The 20,023-nt window shown below is 44.3% G+C and carries 15 protein-coding genes; 6 read left to right on the plus strand and 9 right to left on the minus strand.

The window, feature by feature from the left end; all coding sequences use genetic code 11:
• The first annotated feature begins 8 nt into the window (after positions 1–8).
• Positions 9–1,073: a diguanylate cyclase domain-containing protein gene (locus PG915_RS16485; RefSeq protein WP_353499515.1), complete on the plus strand. Its 1,065-nt coding sequence runs from the start codon at positions 9–11 to the stop codon at positions 1,071–1,073.
• A 76-nt stretch (positions 1,074–1,149) separates the two neighbouring features.
• On the opposite strand, the gene PG915_RS16490 is transcribed toward PG915_RS16485, so the two are convergent.
• From PG915_RS16490 to PG915_RS16520, 7 genes are all read right to left on the minus strand, one after another.
• Complete coding sequence (locus PG915_RS16490) at positions 1,150–3,546, minus strand: GGDEF domain-containing phosphodiesterase (protein ID WP_353499516.1); 2,397 nt, start codon at positions 3,544–3,546, stop codon at positions 1,150–1,152.
• Between the two features lie 2 nt (positions 3,547–3,548).
• On the minus strand, positions 3,549–4,487 hold the full coding sequence (locus tag PG915_RS16495; protein WP_353499517.1) for an ABC transporter substrate-binding protein: 939 nt from the start codon (positions 4,485–4,487) through the stop codon (positions 3,549–3,551).
• A 232-nt stretch (positions 4,488–4,719) separates the two neighbouring features.
• The gene (locus tag PG915_RS16500) at positions 4,720–5,406 is read right to left on the minus strand and encodes a hypothetical protein (protein ID WP_353499518.1); all 687 of its coding nucleotides are present in this window, start codon (positions 5,404–5,406) and stop codon (positions 4,720–4,722) included.
• A gap of 74 nt (positions 5,407–5,480) precedes the next feature.
• The gene (locus PG915_RS16505) at positions 5,481–6,095 is read right to left on the minus strand and encodes a LysE family translocator (RefSeq protein WP_353499519.1); all 615 of its coding nucleotides are present in this window, start codon (positions 6,093–6,095) and stop codon (positions 5,481–5,483) included.
• Positions 6,096–6,190: 95 nt separating this feature from the next.
• The gene (locus PG915_RS16510; protein ID WP_353499520.1) at positions 6,191–7,108 is read right to left on the minus strand and encodes a LysR family transcriptional regulator; all 918 of its coding nucleotides are present in this window, start codon (positions 7,106–7,108) and stop codon (positions 6,191–6,193) included.
• 75 nt (positions 7,109–7,183) lie between these two features.
• Positions 7,184–8,653 carry a transporter substrate-binding domain-containing diguanylate cyclase gene (locus PG915_RS16515; RefSeq protein WP_353499521.1) on the minus strand — a complete coding sequence of 490 codons (1,470 nt, stop codon included), beginning with the start codon at positions 8,651–8,653 and terminating at the stop codon, positions 7,184–7,186.
• Positions 8,654–8,810: 157 nt separating this feature from the next.
• The gene (locus PG915_RS16520) at positions 8,811–9,512 is read right to left on the minus strand and encodes an aspartate/glutamate racemase family protein (protein WP_353499522.1); all 702 of its coding nucleotides are present in this window, start codon (positions 9,510–9,512) and stop codon (positions 8,811–8,813) included.
• A 318-nt stretch (positions 9,513–9,830) separates the two neighbouring features.
• Here PG915_RS16520 and PG915_RS16525 point away from each other — a divergent pair, with 318 nt between their 5' ends.
• Both PG915_RS16525 and PG915_RS16530 read left to right on the plus strand, forming a co-directional pair.
• Positions 9,831–11,702, plus strand: a complete 1,872-nt coding sequence (locus tag PG915_RS16525) for a methyl-accepting chemotaxis protein (RefSeq protein WP_353499523.1) — start codon at positions 9,831–9,833, stop codon at positions 11,700–11,702.
• 710 nt (positions 11,703–12,412) lie between these two features.
• A complete protein-coding gene (locus PG915_RS16530) occupies positions 12,413–13,843 on the plus strand; it encodes a sodium-dependent transporter (RefSeq protein WP_353499524.1) in 1,431 nt (476 codons plus the stop codon).
• Positions 13,844–14,015: 172 nt separating this feature from the next.
• Here PG915_RS16530 and PG915_RS16535 read toward each other — a convergent pair whose 3' ends face one another.
• Entirely contained in the window at positions 14,016–14,648 is a 633-nt protein-coding gene (locus PG915_RS16535; protein WP_353499525.1) for a response regulator, read from the minus strand.
• Between the two features lie 47 nt (positions 14,649–14,695).
• Positions 14,696–16,408, minus strand: coding sequence for a nitrate/nitrite two-component system sensor histidine kinase NarQ (gene narQ, locus PG915_RS16540; protein ID WP_418643002.1), 1,713 nt, complete (start codon positions 16,406–16,408; stop codon positions 14,696–14,698).
• A gap of 248 nt (positions 16,409–16,656) precedes the next feature.
• On the opposite strand from narQ, the gene napF reads away from it, so the two are divergent.
• The 3 genes from napF to napA are packed head-to-tail and all read left to right on the plus strand — an operon-like array spanning position 16,657 to position 19,964.
• Positions 16,657–17,136 carry a ferredoxin-type protein NapF gene (gene napF / locus PG915_RS16545; protein WP_353499527.1) on the plus strand — a complete coding sequence of 160 codons (480 nt, stop codon included), beginning with the start codon at positions 16,657–16,659 and terminating at the stop codon, positions 17,134–17,136.
• A 36-nt stretch (positions 17,137–17,172) separates the two neighbouring features.
• Positions 17,173–17,478, plus strand: coding sequence for a chaperone NapD (locus PG915_RS16550; RefSeq protein WP_042471229.1), 306 nt, complete (start codon positions 17,173–17,175; stop codon positions 17,476–17,478).
• The gene (gene napA, locus PG915_RS16555) at positions 17,475–19,964 is read left to right on the plus strand and encodes a periplasmic nitrate reductase subunit alpha (RefSeq protein ID WP_353499528.1); all 2,490 of its coding nucleotides are present in this window, start codon (positions 17,475–17,477) and stop codon (positions 19,962–19,964) included. The genes PG915_RS16550 and napA overlap by 4 nt, the downstream gene beginning before the upstream one ends.
• Positions 19,965–20,023: the final 59 nt, after the last annotated feature.

Consider the following 20,023-nt stretch of genomic DNA (forward strand, 5'->3'; position numbering starts at 1 on the left):
GATTCATCATGATGCTCAAGTCAATCATTAACAAAATACCCATAAATGTTGCCAAGCTTACTCTTGTCTTACTTACGTCGCTGGTACTCATGGTCAACCTATTCACTATCGACCGCATTAACAGCATTAATGCTGATCTATCGGATCGCAAAAATGAAGCAACCTGGTTTGTTCTACAATTGGTAAAAGAGTATTCGAATCTCATTACTCAAGTCAGCATCACTCCCTATGACAACGCTAAGGTAAACCTGGCGTACGATCTAACGTGGAGCCGGTTTGATATTATTTTGAATAGCAAAGAATCCTCCCGATTTATTGCTCAAGCCAACTATCGGTCTTTTTTTGAACAGCATTTTAATAAGTTCAAAAATTTAGAAAAATCGCTTCAACTTACCGCAAAACTACCAGACTTGAGGCTACCTTTACTAAAAAGGATTCAATTAAATTTCGACCAAATCATCCGTTTTATCAATGATAAGTTTCGAATAGAAAACCCGATTGCCGAGCAGTATCGCAGCGAATTAGACAAATTACTGACATTGCAAAAAACGAGCTCTATCACACTCGTGGTGCTGGTGACGTTTATTTCATACGTGTTTTGGCTTGATGCAAGCCTACGAAAGAAAATTCAGCGTAACGATGCGCTAACAGGCACGCTCAATAGAGCGTCGCTAAACGAAGACATTAAACACCACTCTTCGTGGAAAAGCTACGAATTGCTGTCAATCCGTGTGCATAATGTACTTGAGGTCAATCAGCGCTATGGTATTGATTACGGCGACATCATCATTAAAGCGACCGCCAGACGAATCATGTCTATCTTTGATTCAGACTACCGTGTTTACCGCTATAGTGGCGCCCAATTTATTATTCTGCACAGAAAAAGTAATAAATCTAGCGGTAATAACCACCTTAGAGAATTAAAGAATGCGCTCTCTCAACCCGTTGATTTGTCTGATATGACATTAGTATTGGATGTCAGTGTGATCTATGACCCCGATTTGGAAAATGACCACCTATTAGAACGTTTAACACAGCTATCAAGAAGACCGTTAGAAACAGACTTGATCTGACGCTGTGAATACCTTTGCCTCACCGCTATGATGCGGAGCAGGCAGACCGCTTTTAGTCGTCATCTGGACTGCTTGATCAACCATCACTACGAACGGTTAACTCAGTTACATTTTCACTCCTTGAGTTGGAGCTTAGCCTGTTATAGAAGTTACAAAAGCCTGTGTATGTCAATGGCTTGCTTATATAAAAACCTTGTAAGTAGTCACACCCTAATGAGTTCAGATACTCTTTCTGCAGTTGGGTCTCCACCCCTTCTCCCACCACTTTGGCACCACAGCTGTGCCCTAACGCAATAATAGACTTGAGCATTTTCTTTTCATCGCTTTGCAAAAGAATTAGGTCGACAAAAGTCTTATCAATTTTGAGTTCATCCACTGGATAGTGAAGCAATTGATTGATGGAAGTAAAACCTGTGCCAAAATCATCAACAGAGATCCTAAAGCCTAAATCACGTAGCGAGCGGATCATTGTAATCGTCTCCTGTGTACTCTTCACATAGCTGGTCTCGGTGATCTCTAATATAACTCTGTGGTATTCGACACCATGGCTGCTGCAAACGCTGCACAAGTGTTCAATAAAACTGTCGTTATATAACTCTAAAGCGGACACATTAATCGATATACAACCAGTGTAGCCGCACTCTTTGGTCATTTTAACTAATTCAAACAGAGCATTGTCTAATACCCATTTATCTATCTCAATGATTACATTTGCTTGTTCTGCGATAGGAATAAACTCATCGGGACCAACCCCTTTGTCTCGCAAAACAGGACAGCGAATTAAGCATTCAATACTCTCAACTTCTAGGGTGTTCGAGTCAACTAAGGGCATATAATTAAGCTCAAATGCACCATCTTTAATGCAACTGAGTAGTTGTTTCTCAATGTCTGCTTTTCTGCTCAACTCACTAAGTAGATCATCGTCAAACACACTGATGGGTAAACCGTTAGTGATCTGTTTTGCTTTGCTCAGCGCCTCTTCTACGCCTTTTTGCCACATCTGCACATGCTGATTGTTGGTTAGCGGAATCAACGCCATTGCAACTTCAATGTGAGAGGCAAAGCCTGAAGACTGAAAGGCTTGGAAAAAGCGTGCTCTGAATAAAGTAGCCAGCGCTTTAGTATTGTCTAAATTGGAGGATGTTAATACCGCACAGAAAGTGTTTGACCCATAGCGACTCATTGAATAATCACTGCAACCTACCCCCAGCTTGTTCTGATTGTGATTGGTCAGTAAGAGCAGTTGTTCGCTAAGACGAACCAAAAGCTGATCAGCGTAGTCTTGGCCATGGATGTCATTGATGCGTCTAAAATTAACAATGTCCCAAGCAACTAAATAACTGCTGTCGTTGGCGTAGCTCGCCACGCGTTGATCAACATATTCAATAAAGGATTTACGATTGGCAAGCTTAGTAAGATTATCAAACTCAGCTTCGAACTTTACTTTGGTCAAGCTATCAATGTAGGCGTTACGCAACACCGCAACCTCACTGTTCTCTTTGGAGCGTTTAAAATACCTAAGCTCTAGACCTCCACGTTGAATGTCTGCAAGCAAGCTTTGTATTGGACCAGTAACGTTCAGCCTTACCACAATATGCACAATCGACAGCAAAGTCACTATAATCACCGCAACGTAGCCTAGCGCCTGAGCCAATAGCTCACGCTTAAATGGACTGTAATAGCTATCTAGAATAGTCAGTTCCAGTGAGATGCCAAAAGCACTGACTTGACATACCTCGCCATCAATAAACGCGTTTTCAATATGAGTGTGAGAAACCTCTGACTCATAATCCTTGATCGAACCAAACGACAACGACACATCAGGAAGATGGCTCGCAGTCTCAATCAATTTGTTGATTTGAAGCATTGGCGCATCAATCACCAACAAGCTCCGATTTTTTCGTGTTAGGGAACGTTTATCACCCGGAGCGTGAACGGGATCATGCGCGCTGATGACCGTTGCCCTCAACTCACCATTAGCAGCAATATACACTTCTCTCTTTCGAGTAAATGGCTCTCCAAGCGTCACTAATACATGGGTATCAAACACCACTTGATAAATGTCACTCGGTAACTCACGAGCTGAAAAAGGATCGCTCGCGCTACTCGCAGCAGTAATCGTAAACAGGTCATCGATAACAAATAGATGCACGGTGCCCATCTGCTCAGTGCGTTTCTCAGACATTAGATAAGCAATATGCGCATCCAAAAAATTTCTTACACTGTAATCACCCGTATCTTGTAGATGTCGAACAAATTGTTCTGATGCAGCAAGCTCACCACTGAGAAATCCGATCGCACGGCTTTCATACTCAGCCGCAATCAAAGCACTGGATAGGCGATTTAGCCAAAGGTCGCGCTCGAGTGCCCGATGTTCATTCACTTGCCAAAGGTAAACAATGATCCCTGCCGATATAACCAACGCACCGACCACTGGAGTCAAAGCAAAATGTAAGCGTTGAACTAACTTCATCGTTACTTAAGTTCCTTCACAATTCGTTGTCTGACGGATAAGGCATGGTCACTAATCTCTCTGTGGGTGTAGCTTTTCTCAATAAGCTCAGGAGATGGATTGATCACAGGGTCACTTAAGTAATCCTGATCAAGATAACGTTTGACGTTCGAGTTCGGTGTAGAAAACCAAGAATCTTGCGCGTTTTTCGCCGCGACATCTGGCCTAGTTAAATAGTCTATTGCCTGCTTGGTTTGTGGTTTAGTGATAATGCCTGACGGTACAGCCAAACATTCCACCCAAACAAACGTGCCTTCTTTGGGCACAACATATTGCCATTCTCCATCTGGATCAGTATTGAACTCATTTAAAACATAGTCATCACCGGAAAAACCAAATGCCAAATCTGTTTTGTCGAGTAAACTGGGATCATCAATCGCATCTAACACATATTCGGTCGAGTTCAAATAAGCTCGCTGTTTCTTTAGTGCTTGATAGGCAAGCTTTAAGTCATCGATATCATCGGTAAACGGATCTTTATTAACAGCGAGCAATGCTGCGCCAATTAGATCGACGGGGTGATAATACATGGACACACGTCCACGCAGCTGTTCTTGAGGCTCAATCAGCTGTTGCCATGAATCTATAGGTTTTTCGAAAGCTGACTTGCGATACAGTAACCCACTGGTTCCCCAAGCATAAGGAATACCGTAATCGCCACACTGCTCAAACCAGCGATTGTCAAAACGCGGCTTCAGCTGTGTTCTTATCTCCGTGAGCGGTTGCATCGCGCCTTGGTCAGCTAACATATTTAGGCGAACACTTTCGATGACAACAAGATCAATAGAGTTACGGCGCTTACTCAGCAGCAGCTCATCACGCACCGACTCATCGGAGAAATAGGTTTCCTCAATATGTAAATGATGTTCGGTTTCTATATTCTGAATCACTTCTTCAGACAAAAACGCTTCCCAATTATATAGGTGTACTGTTCTTGCTTTGTCCGATGCGGACGCCACAGACCCGTTGACCAATATTAACAACCCAATTCCGAGTGTAAAAAAATGACGATGGAGAGTGGAAAGAATCATTAAGCTAGTCCTTTAGCGATGTTATTTCTTACAGACTAGGACAGCTAATATAGGAATTCATTAGAATGTGCTTCTCATAATTGAGAAATATCAGTTTGAAAACTCACTCAATAACTTGAGAAGAGGGTTTGGCCTCAATATGCATCTCCCCTGTCACCATATCGACGTTAGCGTGATACAAATGGGCGGTATCACCATGATGTTTGAAAGTAAAATGATAACTGTGAGCAGGAAAAAAAATCGGCACGTCGACAACCTGTTTGAGATCGTAGCCATCTTGCACGAAGACCTGTTGAACTTCAACACGCTGCTTGGCAGCACTCAACTCAAGTTGACGATCATAAACAGGTGCCACAGAGGGGTTAGTGGGATAGCTGTTGCCATCGTGAATTAGTGCTCTCAATGCACCATTACTCCATACGTAAAAGTCCTTCCAACCTTCGTTGACGCGATTGGAGAGCAGTATGGGCACCGCAGTTACTGTTAAACGATGAAGGATCGCTCCACTATCATCAAACAAGTAAGCTGTGCATCCTCCAGAGCCACAAAAATAGGGATCTTGCATCAGAACCAATAGCTCATCACGGCCATCATTGTTCAAATCTGCCGAGCCAGACTTATATCGATACTCTTTGTCTCTTGGATCCAGCTTTTCTGGGATCAGAATATCTTCTACTACCAGTCTATCGATATTGTCGAGCGTAAAGACCTGTGGGCGTGGTTCGCTGGTGTATTCATTGCAGCCTTGCAATAAAGCTGCAATTGAAAAAAGGACAATGACTTGTTTCACATCGTTCTCCAAAGAGTAGTAAGGCAATCTAAGTCTATGAAGGTAAACGGTGATTCACAAGTTTAATTGAGCAATTACAAGGTCGTCACAACGCGAACTGCCAATAGAATAAGCACTAATCCTGATAACTGGTCAATCAGCTTCGCCTTAGATTTCAGCTTGTTCAGTAAACGAGGTGATGACAGCATGAAAGTGATCAGGGTGTACCACAAACCATCAACGACCAAAGGGGTGAAAACGATGATCGCTTTGTCAGATAACTCACTACCTATGGCAACAAATTGGCTGAACAGTGCAGTAAAGAACAAGGCTATTTTAGGACTCAATAAAGATATAAACAGCCCTTCTTTTGCAGCTGTCATTACCGATACTTGCTTACCCGATTCTAAACGCTCAACAATGCCTCCTTTTGAGCGCAGTGCGTTATAGCCTAACCATGCGAGATACAATGCACCTAATAGAGAAATCCCTTTAAATACCAAAGGGAACTGATGCAATAATACTGAGAGACCAAGAACGGTAACGAGCGCGTAAACGCCAATTCCAAACGCATGTGCCCATGCAGTGGCAAGACCATGTTGTCTGCCTCCGGCCAGGCTGTGTTTAGCGACAATAGCCAAGCTCGGGCCTGGTGACATGGCTCCTAACAGACAAATAGCAAAAAGTGATAACCAAATAGTGAAGCTCATAGATTGTATCCTCCGTTGAGCATCAATCTACCACTCACCGTTAATGATTTGAAATCACGATTTATCATTATCATCATGATTTAAGATCATAACCCTCACTCTCGAACCGAATACATTGAGGTACGCATATGCGCTAGCACTTGTTCACGTAGCCAAGTGTGCGCCGGATCTTGGTCATACTTTGGGTGCCAAATTAGCCAGTAGAGGTGTTTAAGCGGAGTGAATGGCAGTTCAAAGATGCGTAGCCCAAGTTGCTTAGCGAGGTTTACAGCAATATGCTCTGGCAACGTAAGCAGTCCATCACTTTGTGAAAGCATCGCAAAAGCTGAACTAAAAAATGGAGTCGATACTAAAATTCTCCGTTCCAGGCTTTTCTCTTTCATCGCTGAATCAAGAAAGCTGTCTTTATCACCCCCCGCTGAAATACGAATGTGAGGATAGGCTTCCAAATCGGAAAAGCTCAGTGCCTTACGACTTGTCAGTGGATGATGCTGGCGAGTCACAATCACAGGTATGTCTTCACCAATTTTTCGGGAGCTCAAACCGCTTGGCGCTTCCGGCAGCATAGTTGAAGCTAGCTGAACGTCTGTATCTCCGAGACGTTGCAGTAAATTAGGCTCCCAAAGACGATAAGAAAAGTCCATTAATGGCGCGCTTTTTCCAATGCGCCCAACCAATTCTGGGAAGATGTACTGAGCTACATAATCGGAGGATGAAAACGTCAGTGTTTGTTGGTAGCGCTTGGGATCAAACTCGTCATTTCCGAGCACCCGCTGAATATTGTCGAGAAGAGGTTCAACCTCATTGCTGAGCTTTATGGCGCGTGGAGTGAGAACGTAGTGGCTACCATCACGCACAAGTAGTGGATCTAGGTAGATCTCACGAAGTTGGCTCAACTGACGGCTAACTGCCGACTGTGTTAGGTTCAATCGTAATGCAGCTCGGCTGACATGACGCTCTGAGAGCAGTACTTGCAATGTGTAGAGAAGATTGAGATTGGTTTTATTGTTCATCGGCCTGCATGCTGTGTTGTACACCCTCCCCCAACATAGTGAGCTACGGTCTCTCTCTAGGGTGGCCTAAAGTGATTATTTCGCCGACTGGATGATCTGAATACTTGAAGGCAGATATTCGATTACGGCTTGGTTCTTGCCTTGTTTTTTAGCAGCATACATGAGTTTATCGGCTTCATACAGAGTCTCAAAGTCACTCGCATTTTGATAGATGACACAACCCACACTTACCGTCACCATGTGATAATCAATTTCCTCAAGAGCGACCTCCCTCGCCGCGCGGCAAATGTTTTCTGCAAGCTGCTCGGAAGCACCTTTCGCCATTTTAACAAAAGCAACTGCAAACTCCTCCCCACCAATTCTGGCTACGGTTTGAGTTGAGGTCGTCAAGCCATTGAGTTTTTCCGCCACACTTTTAATCACCAGATCCCCCTTGATGTGCCCGTAGGTATCATTGATGGACTTGAAGTTGTCGATATCGACAATCATGACGGTCAAATTCCAGTTTGCCTGTCCGTAGAGCTTGAGCTTCTCTAGGAAGTACCGGCGATTCCAGAGTCCAGTTAGCGCATCTGTTTCTGATAGGTGTTTAAGCTTTTGATTGGTTCTAGCCAGTTCAGCTGTGCGCCGCTTTACTGCGAGGTTGAATACGACTAAGTAGAGGATGACTAACGCACCAACAACACCGATAACCAACTTAGGTAAATAGTCAGGATAGACCGTCGTAATGTGCATCCAACGACTTAATATTTGGTTGCGTTCCTGTGCGGTAACATTGTTGAAATCGGCAATCACACTACCCAGAGCTTGAGCACGCGAAATTGACGTAGCGTAATAAAGCTCTCCTGAATAGAGGTGTTTAACGCCTATAAACTGCCCACTAGCACGGGAGGTGGTAAGATAATAATTGGCGACTTGCTGATCAGCGACGAATGCTCGGATTCTATTACCAAGTGCAGCTTCAATCATGAGTGCATTATTAGCAAAAAACGTCAGCGAAACCTTTGGGAAGTGAGTTTGTATATAGTCGGCTTCATAGCCACCAGAAACCACTCCAACACTGTGTCTATGGTTACCTTGCAAAAACGCATTCGCATCAAATGTTTGCAAGGATTGGTGGAAGTAAAGTTGAGTGTCTATCGCAAACAAAGTTCGTCCATACGCCAGATACTTCGCTCTCGACTCAGACCAAAGCAGCCCTGCATGAATGTCCGCTTGGTTGTGTTTTACCCGCTCAAGAGATTCTTGCCAATCCACTAATTGAAACTCGATTTCAACGCCATTGGCTTCGCCATAAGCTTCCCAAAAATCAACCAAAATGCCGGCAGGTTTTCCCGATTCATCAATAAATGAGTATGGTTTCCATGCTTTGGAGTTGGTGACAATTAAACGATTGGATGAGAACGGCTCACTCACCTCAGAAGCGACATCATAGACGTTAAGACTTTGGGGAGGCTCATTATCAAAAGCAAAAGAAGCATGACAGATCAGTACCAGTATAAAGGCTAATGGCCAAACTACCTTAAACCGGGACATAATAAACATGTCACATACTCGCAACTACTTAATAAGAGTCTTATTTATAGCCGCTTATTTTGTGACACGCCTTCCGTATTTTTGAGTTTCTCGACTTAGATCGCACTATGGTCGATCACTAAGGCGTCACTTATATAAAGAGTGAGAGATGAATGGATTTTATAAATTATTGCTCATCATCAATAGCAAAGCTAACAGCAGCATCGCTATGAATTTGAGTTGTGTCGTACAGAGGGACAACAGTATCCGTCTGCTGAATTAACATAGCAATTTCCGTGCAGCCAAGAATAATCGCTTGGGCACCGTTCGCCGCCAGATCGCCAACAATTTGTAGATACTCTTGCTTGGAGGCTTCACGCACCTCCCCTTTGACGAGCTCTTGATAAATCACATCGTGGACACACTTACGTTGCTCATTATTTGGAACCAAGACATCAATACCAAATTGCTGCTCTAAACGACCTTTATAAAAGTCCTGTTCCATGGTGAAGGCGGTGCCAAGTAAGCCGACTTTGGTTACGCCATCTTTGACTAGTTTTTTTGCAGTAGCGTCGGCAATATGAATAATCGGAATTGACAATCTCTGCTCTATTTCTGGCGCCACTTTGTGCATCGTATTGGTACAAATAAGCAGTGCATCAGCACCTGCCGCCTGAACAGAAAGGGCAGCCTGACTCAAATGCTCCGTCGCAGCGTGCCAATCGCCATTTCGCTGCATAGTTTCTATCTCTGCAAAATCAACACTGAAAAGCGCAATCTTTGCGGAGTGGAACCCGCCTTTCGCAGCCTTTACGCCTTCATTGATTGCTTTGTAGTAGTTTGCTGTCGATTCCCAGCTCATTCCGCCAAGCAGGCCAATAGTCTTCATTTTAATTCCTTGTCGTCTTCCTAACGTCTGACTATAACCAACGAAATCAGTCAGAGGCAATGAAATTAGTGAGGGATTTCCTACATTTATCGTTAAGCTACATCGAATAAGCGCAGCCCTTATTGAGCAATGCTTCAAGAGTTATCTGACCAGTAAAATTAGCTACTCAAAATGCTAAAGAATCCCTCTCTGATACCGATACAATACCTAGTTATACAAAACAGTGTTCTTAATAATAAATCCATTTCATAGCACCTTGTATACATTCAATGTCAGCCAACCAATAGATCAATAGTTTTAGCGAATCTAGGACGTAGTATGAAATTTAGCCACAAAATCGTATCCGCTTCAGCGGCATTACTGCTCGTTACCGTCTCAACCTTGGGTATCACTCAGTTGATTACTGTACGCAGCGAGCTTCAAGATCACATTGATAGCAGCATCCATGAGCTGACTACGGGCATTAAAAACACCATCACCTATGACTTAAACGCCAAGCGTGATATCGCCAGTTCTGTGACTGAATCTCTAGAAATCAATCCTGAAAATCGCGAATTCATCACCAGCGTCATCGCCACTCCAACACTGAAAAGTAGTTTTCAAGCCGTTGGTGTCGGTTATCAAGCTGATGGTTCGCTAATCAGCAACGACGGATGGGTACCAGATAGCAGCTATGACTCGCGTACACGCCCTTGGTATCAAGAAGCAAAACAAACCAACGGCACAATTATTACTGACCCCTATGTTGATTCATCAACGAAAAACGTGATCATTTCACTCGGTTCTGCACTTAACGACGACTCCGGTCGCTTTATTGGTAGCGTTGTCTTTGATGTGACTTTAACAACCTTGGCTGATCTCGTGAATCAAACCGATTTATTTGGTGCAGGGTATTTGTTTGTTGTAACTGACAAAGGTATGACCATTGCTCACCCTGATAGCAGCTTCAACGGTCAACCGGTGACTAAGTTTGTTCCAGGTATTCAGCTAAAATCTGGCGCTCAGCAGCTTTCTATCAAAGGCCAAGACTACCAAGTCAATCTAGTGCAAGTACCTGAAGAGAACTGGTACGTAGGCGCAATCATTGATAAAAGCATTGCGTTTTCAGCAATCAGTAGCATGCGTAATCAATCCATTCTATTTACGGTCATTGGTCTGATCGTCAGTGTTATCGCGCTAACCGTACTGATTCGCTTCCTAATGCGTCCACTCAATGACCTTAATACGGCCATTCAAGATGTGGCCAATGGTAATGGTGACCTGACTCATCGTCTTGATATCAATACCGATGAAGAGTTTGCTGAGTTGGCTAAAGGCTTTAATACCTTTACTGGGAATCTACAGCAACAGATTATTCAATCGAAGCAAATCTCTACTAAGATTTTGGCGTTGACACAGCAAACTACTGAAGGTGCGAAGCACTCGGCAATAGCGATGAATACTCAGCTTCAAGAGTTAGAGCAACTCGCTACCGCAATGAACGAGATGGCAAGTACATCATCAGAGGTAGCTAATAACGCACAAGGTGCAGCAAGCGCAGCGCAAGCAGCGGACAATGCAACTCAAGAAGGCTCAGAAGTCGTGCTGGATACCACAAGCGCCATTACTAACCTATCAATTAGTATTGATGAAGCAGTCATTGAAGTTCAGGGCTTAGAAACAGCCACTGACAACATTGAAACGATTCTTAAGGTCATCAACGACATTGCCGATCAAACTAACCTGCTAGCGCTAAACGCTGCGATTGAGGCAGCACGTGCTGGCGAATCTGGACGCGGTTTTGCCGTGGTAGCGGATGAAGTTAGAACGCTAGCACAGCGCACGCAAGAGTCGACGACAGAGATTCGCAACATGATCGAGCAACTTCAATCTGGTGCACATTCGGTATCGGCAGCAATGGCACAAAGTAAAGACAGTGCAACGCTCGCTGTAGATCGTGCGCAGTCAGCAAACGATGCGTTAGAACGTATCCGCCAATCTATTGCGCAAATCTCTGACATGAACATGCAGATTGCTGCGGCTGCTGAAGAGCAAAGCCTAGTAGCGGAAGAGATCAACGCTAATACAGTTAAGATTAAAGACCTTAGCGAACAGGTTTCCGAAGCCGCTGATGGCGCGAATACTGCGATGACAGATCAATTTGAGAATGTCCACCAGCAAGAAGCTATTCTAAGCCGCTTTAAAGTTTAATCGATGGGGCGCCTCTATTTAGGCATCTGAATAGAGGCGTTCCCTTTTCTCCGCTCCATCACCCTACTTGCATTTAAACGACTTCCTTTTCATCTTCTCCATTTCATCCAATAGATTAATTATCGGCATTTCCTGGAAATAACCAGAATTATTAACTACCTTGTTACTATAAATTGAAACTTTGCATCAATTCCATGGAATGAATAATTTACAATTTAAATAACAATTAAATTCACCATTAAAATTGACTTTCAAAAACATACAAATTACCTACCAATTCTTCTCAAAACCCACGAGTAAACATACATTTTTTGCGTGTAATCGATGAAATGTTAGTCAAACACTGGCAAATTATATTCACCTCGCAACTCTATGGCTTCGAATGTAGTCATGCTAAAAATCCAAATATCTCCAGAATCTTTGCCTATAATATGCAATGAAGTGACTAGCGAAAATCAGGAATTGGCACTGCTTGTCTAGGATTTTATAGAAAAACATACAACCAACGTTTAAATAATCAGCAGTTGACAACATTTTTCCTACAAAAGTCAGAAAAAAACACTTTTAAGGGTTCCAACTGCAACCATAAACTGGTTTACTTGTCACTGTTAGCGCGCCTCTACAACTTTTAGAAGGTGTATATAAAAAAATACACACAACGTTTCGGCGCCAAAGTTACGGACAAACACAACAGATTAATTGGAGTTATCGTGGCAACGAGCAACACAAACGCAGCACCCCGCGACAATTGGGGTTCGAAGCTTGGCTTCGTAATGGCCGCAGCAGGTTCTGCTGTAGGTCTTGGTAATATTTGGAAATTCCCATACACAGCAGGCGAAAATGGCGGTGGTGCATTCATCGTTATCTATCTTGCATTTGTTATTTTCATTGGTTTTAGCGTAATGCTGACTGAATTTGCTGTTGGTCGTAAGACTGGTCGCAGTGCAGTTGGTGCTTTTAAATCGACAGACGGTCGCTGGACATTTGTTGGGGTAATTGGCGTACTAAGTGGTCTACTTATCATGGGTTTCTACCCGGTAGTAGGTGGCTGGGCGCTGGCTTATGTTCAGAAAGTCGCAACAGGCCTGTTGAGCACACCTGAAGCCATCGGTGATAGCTTTGGTGGTTTCATCACAGACCCTGTACAGCCTCTTCTTTGGATGGGTGTCTACTTGCTAATGAACATCATCATCGTTAGCCGTGGTATTTCAGGTGGTATCGAAAAAGCAGGTAAGATCCTGATGCCGATCCTATTCCTTATCCTAATCATCGTATCGGTGAAAGGTCTTTCACTACCTGGCGCGATGGCAGGTGTTGAGTTCCTATTCAGCCCAGACTTCTCGAAAGTAGATAGCGGCGTTGTGCTTGCAGCACTTGGTCAAGCATTCTTCTCTCTAAGCCTAGGTATGGGTTGTATGATCACATACGGTAGCTACCTGAAGAAGAAAGAGAACCTAGTTCAAACGACAGGTATGGTTACGGCAATGGACACAGGTGTTGCTATCCTAGCGGGTATCGCAATGTTCCCGGCAATGTTTGCTCTGGGTATGGAGCCAGCAGCAGGTCCTGGTCTAGTATTCGTCGTTGTTCCTCAGCTATTTGCTGAAATGGGCGGCGTTGGTCTTATCTTCGCACTACTGTTCTTCGTTGGTCTAACGGTTGCAGCACTGACATCTTCAGTATCTCTACTAGAGGTTGTTGTGTCTTACCTAATCGACGAGAAAGGCCTGAAACGTTCTACAGCCGTGCTTTCTGCAGCAGCAGTAATGGCAGTGCTATGTATCTTCGCTTCTCTATCGCTAGGCGGTGTAGGTCCTACTCTGTTTGATACAGGTGCATTCGATATCTTCGACCTAATGACTGATAAGATCTTCCTAGCAGTTGGCGGTATGTTGGTATGTATCTTCGCTGGTTGGAGACTAAGCCGCGAAGAGCTAGAGAAAGAAATCACTAACGATGGTGAGGTTAAATTCCCACTATTCGGTCTGTGGTACAACCTAGTTAAATTTGTTATCCCTGTAGCAGTAGCTATCGTAGCATTCGCTGGTATCTCTAGCGGCTTCGACAGCGGTAAGGGTCCTATCATGCTGATTGGTCTTGGTATCATCGCATTGACTGGTGTGCTTTCTAAGAAGCTGTAACCAAACTCTAAAATCTATCAAGCCCTCACCTAATGGTGGGGGCTTTTTTTATCTGTTACTCCCAGTGATGGGTAACGTTATAGCAAGATAGATATCGATACGTACAAAAAATCCCGACTCTAGGTCGGGATTTTGGTTTATTACTTATTTGAACGCAGCAGTTCAATCAGCGCTATTTAGCTTCACCATAACGTTCTAAATATAAAATCGTCGCAGCCGTTCTTGATGGCACTTGCAGCTTTCTCAACAGGCTTTTCATGTGCACTTTGACTGTCGATTCAGAGATGAACAAGCGGTCAGCGATTTGTTTATTCCTAAACCCTTTCGCTACCTCTTTAAGAATTTGCATCTCTCTTTCTGTTAGTGTGGTAAACACATCACTGATATTCGCGCGCTCACTCAAATACGTTTTGATCGCACCGCTAAACGCTTTGCTGCCATCACTTAAACCGCGAAGGAGTTCGACTATTTCATCTGGCTCAGTATCTTTTAGCAAGTACCCGTCGGCACCGGCTTTCACCAACGAATCGATATCGGCAGGAATGTCAGAGACCGTCAGGATGACAATAAAGCCCTGGAAATCATCTTCACGAAGCGCTTTTAGCGTATCTAATCCCGACATGCCTTTCATATTGAGGTCGAGAAGCACCAAATCCGGTTCTATCTCTTTAGCCAAGGCTACAGCATCTGAGCCATTGCTAGCTTCTGCGACGACTTCAAAGTCATCCTCAAAGCTGAGCAACTGACCAATGCCGCGCCTCATTAATGGATGGTCATCGACTAACATGACTTTACATTCGCTCACTGAGTGGCTCCTTCGCTTTGTTATGTTTTTGCAATACAGAAATCATTCTATGCTGCATCTGTTCGTTGAAACGTAAATCGCACTTCACACCCCTGCTCTTTCGCAGAATGTATCGAAAAATCTGCGTTTAAGCGCGCCGCACGCTCTTGCATGATACTCATCCCGTAGTGATCCAACTTCTCCATCGCTTGATCGAATCCTACGCCGTCATCGGCTATCTTAACCGTGACCACTGCATTTTCTTCTTCTAGGCAAGAGACCTGAATTTTTGAAGCTTTTGCATGTTTAATCGCGTTAAGCACAGCTTCTCGAATCAACTGCAGTATGTGCACTTGCTCATTGGCACCTAGCTCCAAAGATGACATTTGATTGTCTAACGCTATATCGGCGGGGGTTTGGCTATCTAGTTGATTCAGCATCTCAGTTAACGCTTCACCAAATGTGCCTTCTTTAATCGACAATCTAAACGTGGTAAGTAGCTCTCTAAGCTGAATATAAGCATTATCCAGCCCTTCTCGTATATCATTAAGCACGACAGCAGATCGGCTGCCCTCAAGACTGCCAAACTCCTTGCTAATAGAGCGATTGAGCAGTGTAACCTGTATCTTTAGGTAAGACAGCGACTGAGCCAAAGAATCGTGAAGCTCACGCGCTATTGTAGCTCGTTCTTCCATCAATATAAGCTGTTCGGTCTGTCGCTGTGATTTATTATAGTAAACCGCACGCGCTAAAATTTGCGCAAAGTTGTCCACCAGCTGTTCATCAGGACACGGCAAGCCGATTTGATATCGTAGTTGCCCTAAGGTTTCACCATCGAGTTTCAGTGCTTTAATTCGTTCAGAATTACCATTGAATTGACCTTCACTTACTACCCATGGTGTGCCCTCTACTTCAGAAACTTGAAGCTCAACCGCCGTAATACCTTCAATACTGTAGATGTAACTAAGGATGGCTCTGAAGTTTTCATGAGATATACGCGTGGCCGTTAGTTCCTGCGACGATTGATAAAGCACTTCCAATGACTGATGAGCATGCTGCAACTTATGTGTTTTCTCATTCACGGCATCCTCTAGCCCCCGGTAAAGTTTCCCCAGGTCATCGGCCATGTTTTTGAAAGCGCGGCCTAAAATGCCAAGCTCATTATCAGAACGCAGATCGACCTTAACATCAAAGTAGCGATTTTGAATCTGCTCACTGGCTGAAATTAACTGACCTAACGGCCTTACAATCTGCTTGCGCACGAACAAGACCACATAGATAGCAACGATAAGGATTCCGCCTAAACCTATACCACCCGCCCACGCTAAACGAATCAGCTTGTTTTCAGAGTGCTCTTGAAGCTGTAACACAAAGTGATCAATGCCATCCACAAAGTCTGCGACGAGGTGCAAATACTGCTGGCGGTCTTCGCTCACCAATATCTTCTTGAGTTCATGCCAACGTATGATGACTTGATAGTAGTCTTGAGTGATTGCTTCTGGTACATCCCAAGATTGCAGCGCTTTCATAGAGGGTGAGTAGAGGGAGCGCTCAAACTGCTCAACATGGGTATGATACTCAGGTGAGTCCATTTGAATATCGTTCGCCAATCTATAGCTTTGCATTCGCATAGACCCCGACACATTGACCGCTTCAGCATCATTCAAGCTCGACGCCAAGGTCAAAATCGCGAAATTGGTTGTGATTAACGAGAGCAATAAAATCAAAATCATCGCCTTCGCTATGGTTCCTGTGACGGATTTTGTCGGTTTTTTCATAATCCATTCATCTCATCAAACTATCGAATGCCCGCAAAGCCATCATCTCGAACGTGCTAAAACTAGAGCCAACACTATCCATCTATTGTCAGTAATTTATTGATCCAAAACAAGCTTAGCACTCAATTACCTCCTAGGAGGTATTTATACAAATGTGTCGAAAACTACAATTCATATGACTATTAATTAAAGATTGTTAACAGGCAAAGTGGGCTACACTTTTGTTATTACACGTTTCATTGGTGCCATGAATGGTAGATATTGCAAAACGACGTTTGTTTAGACGCAAAGCCATCGATCCTACTCAAATCAGACTCCCTTGGGTCAACAATCTTGAACAGTTTACAGACTTATGTACCCGCTGTGGAAAATGCGAAGAAGTTTGTGAAACAGAAATTATCCATAAAGGCGACGGCGGCTACCCTGCTATCGACTTCGCAGTTGATGAATGTACCTTTTGCTACAAGTGTGCAGAAATCTGCCCAGAGCCTATATTTAATGGTATCAAGACACAACCATGGAACGCCAAAGCCGTCATTAATGACACTTGCTTAGCGCATAATAATGTTGAGTGCAGAAGCTGTGGTGATAGCTGCGAAACAATGGCGATTACGTTTAAGTTACGTGCAGGTGGCGTCGCGTTACCTCAATTGGAGTTAGCAGATTGTAATGGATGTGGAGCCTGTGTGTCTCCGTGCCCTACTTCTTCTATCTCAGTGAGCAATGTCTAGAAACAGAATTAAAAATAACAAAGAGAACACCATTTAATGTCACTAAACGAAGTACATATCTCAAGTTTGGTAGTTAACTGCAAGGCAGAACACCTCGCAGAAGTTAAGAGCGAAATCGAGAAATTCGATAACGCAGAGATCTATGGAGACAGTGAGGAAGGCAAGATCGTTGTCGTCCTAGAGACCGAAAACCAAGGTTTCGTCACTGACACTATTGACGCTATCAACAACTTACCTAACGTCCTAACCTGCGCCTTGGTGTTTCACCAAATTGAGTCCGGGCTAGACGACGATGAAAATAACACTGGAAGTAACCATTCCCAATTAGAGGGTGAAGTATGAAAATGACAAGACGTGCGTTCGTGAAAGCGAACGCAGCGGCATCAGCGGCGGCTGTAGCGGGTATTACCCTTCCTGCATCAGCAACCAACCTAATTGCTAGCTCCGACCAAACAAAAATTACCTGGGATAAAGCACCTTGTCGTTTCTGTGGTACAGGCTGTTCTGTACTAGTAGGGACGCAAAACGGTAAAGTTGTTGCGACCCAAGGTGACCCTGAAGCGCCAGTTAACAAGGGTTTGAACTGTATCAAAGGTTACTTCCTGTCTAAAGTGATGTACGGTAATGATCGTCTAACACAACCTCTACTTCGTATGAAAGATGGCAAGTTCGACAAAGACGGTGAGTTTGCACCTATCTCTTGGGACGAAGCGTTCGACATCATGGCTGAGAAATGGAAAGCGTCTCTCAAAGCCAAAGGCCCAACAAGCATCGGTATGTTTGGTTCTGGTCAGTGGACCGTGATGGAAGGTTACGCTGCAGCTAAAATGATGAAAGCAGGTTTCCGTTCAAACAACATCGACCCGAACGCTCGTCACTGTATGGCATCTGCGGTAGTGGGTTTCATGCGTGCCTTTGGTATTGATGAGCCTATGGGTTGTTACGATGATTTCGAGAACGCTGATGCATTCGTGCTTTGGGGTTCAAACATGGCAGAGATGCACCCGGTACTTTGGACGCGTATTACTGACCGTCGCCTAAGTCACCCTCATGTTCGCGTTAACGTACTGTCTACGTACTACCACCGTTCATTCGAGCTTGCAGATCACGGTTACATCTTTAATCCACAGTCTGACCTTGCGATCGCAAACTTCATCGCTAACTACATCATTCAAAACGATGCGGTTAACTGGGACTTCGTAAACAAACACACGAACTTCAAACAAGCTGATACCGATATCGGTTACGGTCTACGCGATGACGATCCACTGCAAAAAGCAGCAGCAAACCCTAACTCTGGCAACATGAGTGATATCTCATTCGAAGAGTACAAAAAATCTGTTGCTCCATACACAGTAGAAAAAGCATCAGAGATCTCAGGTGTTGAGCCAGAGAAATTGATTGAGCTTGCGAAACAATACGCCGATCCAAACACTAAAGTGATGTCACTTTGGACTATGGGTATGAACCAACATACTCGTGGTGTATGGATGAACGGTTTGGTTTATAACATCCACCTACTAACAGGTAAGATCGCTACTCCGGGTAACAGCCCATTCTCACTGACTGGCCAGCCATCAGCATGTGGTACTGCTCGTGAAGTTGGTACTTTTGCTCACCGTCTACCGGCTGATATGGTAGTTGCAAACCCTAAACACCGTGCGATTGCTGAGAAAGAATGGAAACTGCCAGAAGGCACGATCCCACCAAAACCTGGTTTCCACGCTGTACTGCAAGACCGTATGTTGAAAGACGGCGTTCTAAACTGCTACTGGGTTCAATGTAATAACAACATGCAAGCCGGTCCTAACATTAACGAAGAGCGTCTGCCCGGCTACCGCAACCCGGAAAACTTCATTGTTGTTTCTGACCCATACCCTACAGCGACAGCGCAAGCTGCTGACCTTGTTCTTCCAACCGCTATGTGGATTGAAAAAGAAGGGGCTTACGGTAACGCAGAACGTCGTACTCAAGCTTGGTACCAACAAGTAGAAACTGTAGGCGAAGCAAAATCTGACTTGTGGCAAGTTATGGAATTCTCTAAGCGCTTCAAGATGGAAGACGTTTGGCCAGAAGAGCTTCTAGCTAAATCTCCAGAGTACCGTGGTAAGACAATGTACGACATGCTGTTCAAAAACGGTCAAGTCGATAAGTACCCTATTGAAGAAGCTCGTGAGCTAAACGACGATGCGCACCACTTCGGTTACTACGTTCAAAAAGGTCTGTTCGAAGAGTACGCAGCATTTGGTCGCGGCCATGGTCACGACTTAGCACCATACGATGTTTACCATCAAGTACGTGGTTTACGTTGGCCGGTTGTTGATGGTAAAGAAACACTTTGGCGCTACAAAGAAGGTTCGGATCCTTACGCGAAAGCCGGTTCTGGCTGGGACTTCTACGGCAAGCCAGACGGCAAAGCTTGGATTATTTCAGCACCGTACGAAGCGCCACCAGAAGTGCCAGACGAAGAATTTGACTTGTGGCTATGTACCGGCCGTGTTCTAGAGCACTGGCACACAGGTACTATGACTCGTCGTGTTCCTGAGCTGTATAAAGCAGTCCCTGATGCTGTGTGTTACATGCACCCAGAAGATGCCAAGGCTCGCGGTGTACGTCGCGGTGAAGAAATTCTCATGGCAAACAAACGCGGTGAAGTACGTGTCCGTGTTGAAACACGTGGTCGTAACCGTCCACCTAAAGGTTTGGTATTCGTACCATTCTTCGATGCTCGTATCCTAATCAACAAGTTGATTCTCGATGCGACTGATCCTCTGTCCAAACAGACAGACTTCAAGAAGTGCCCTGTTAAGATCACCAAATTGGCTTAACAGAGAACGAATGAGCGAAACGGCTGCTCCAGTAGGAGTAGCCATCGAAGAATTAGCCT

Origin of the sequence: Vibrio sp. CB1-14, assembly GCF_040412085.2 — a bacterium.
Lineage (GTDB): Bacteria > Pseudomonadota > Gammaproteobacteria > Enterobacterales > Vibrionaceae > Vibrio > Vibrio chaetopteri.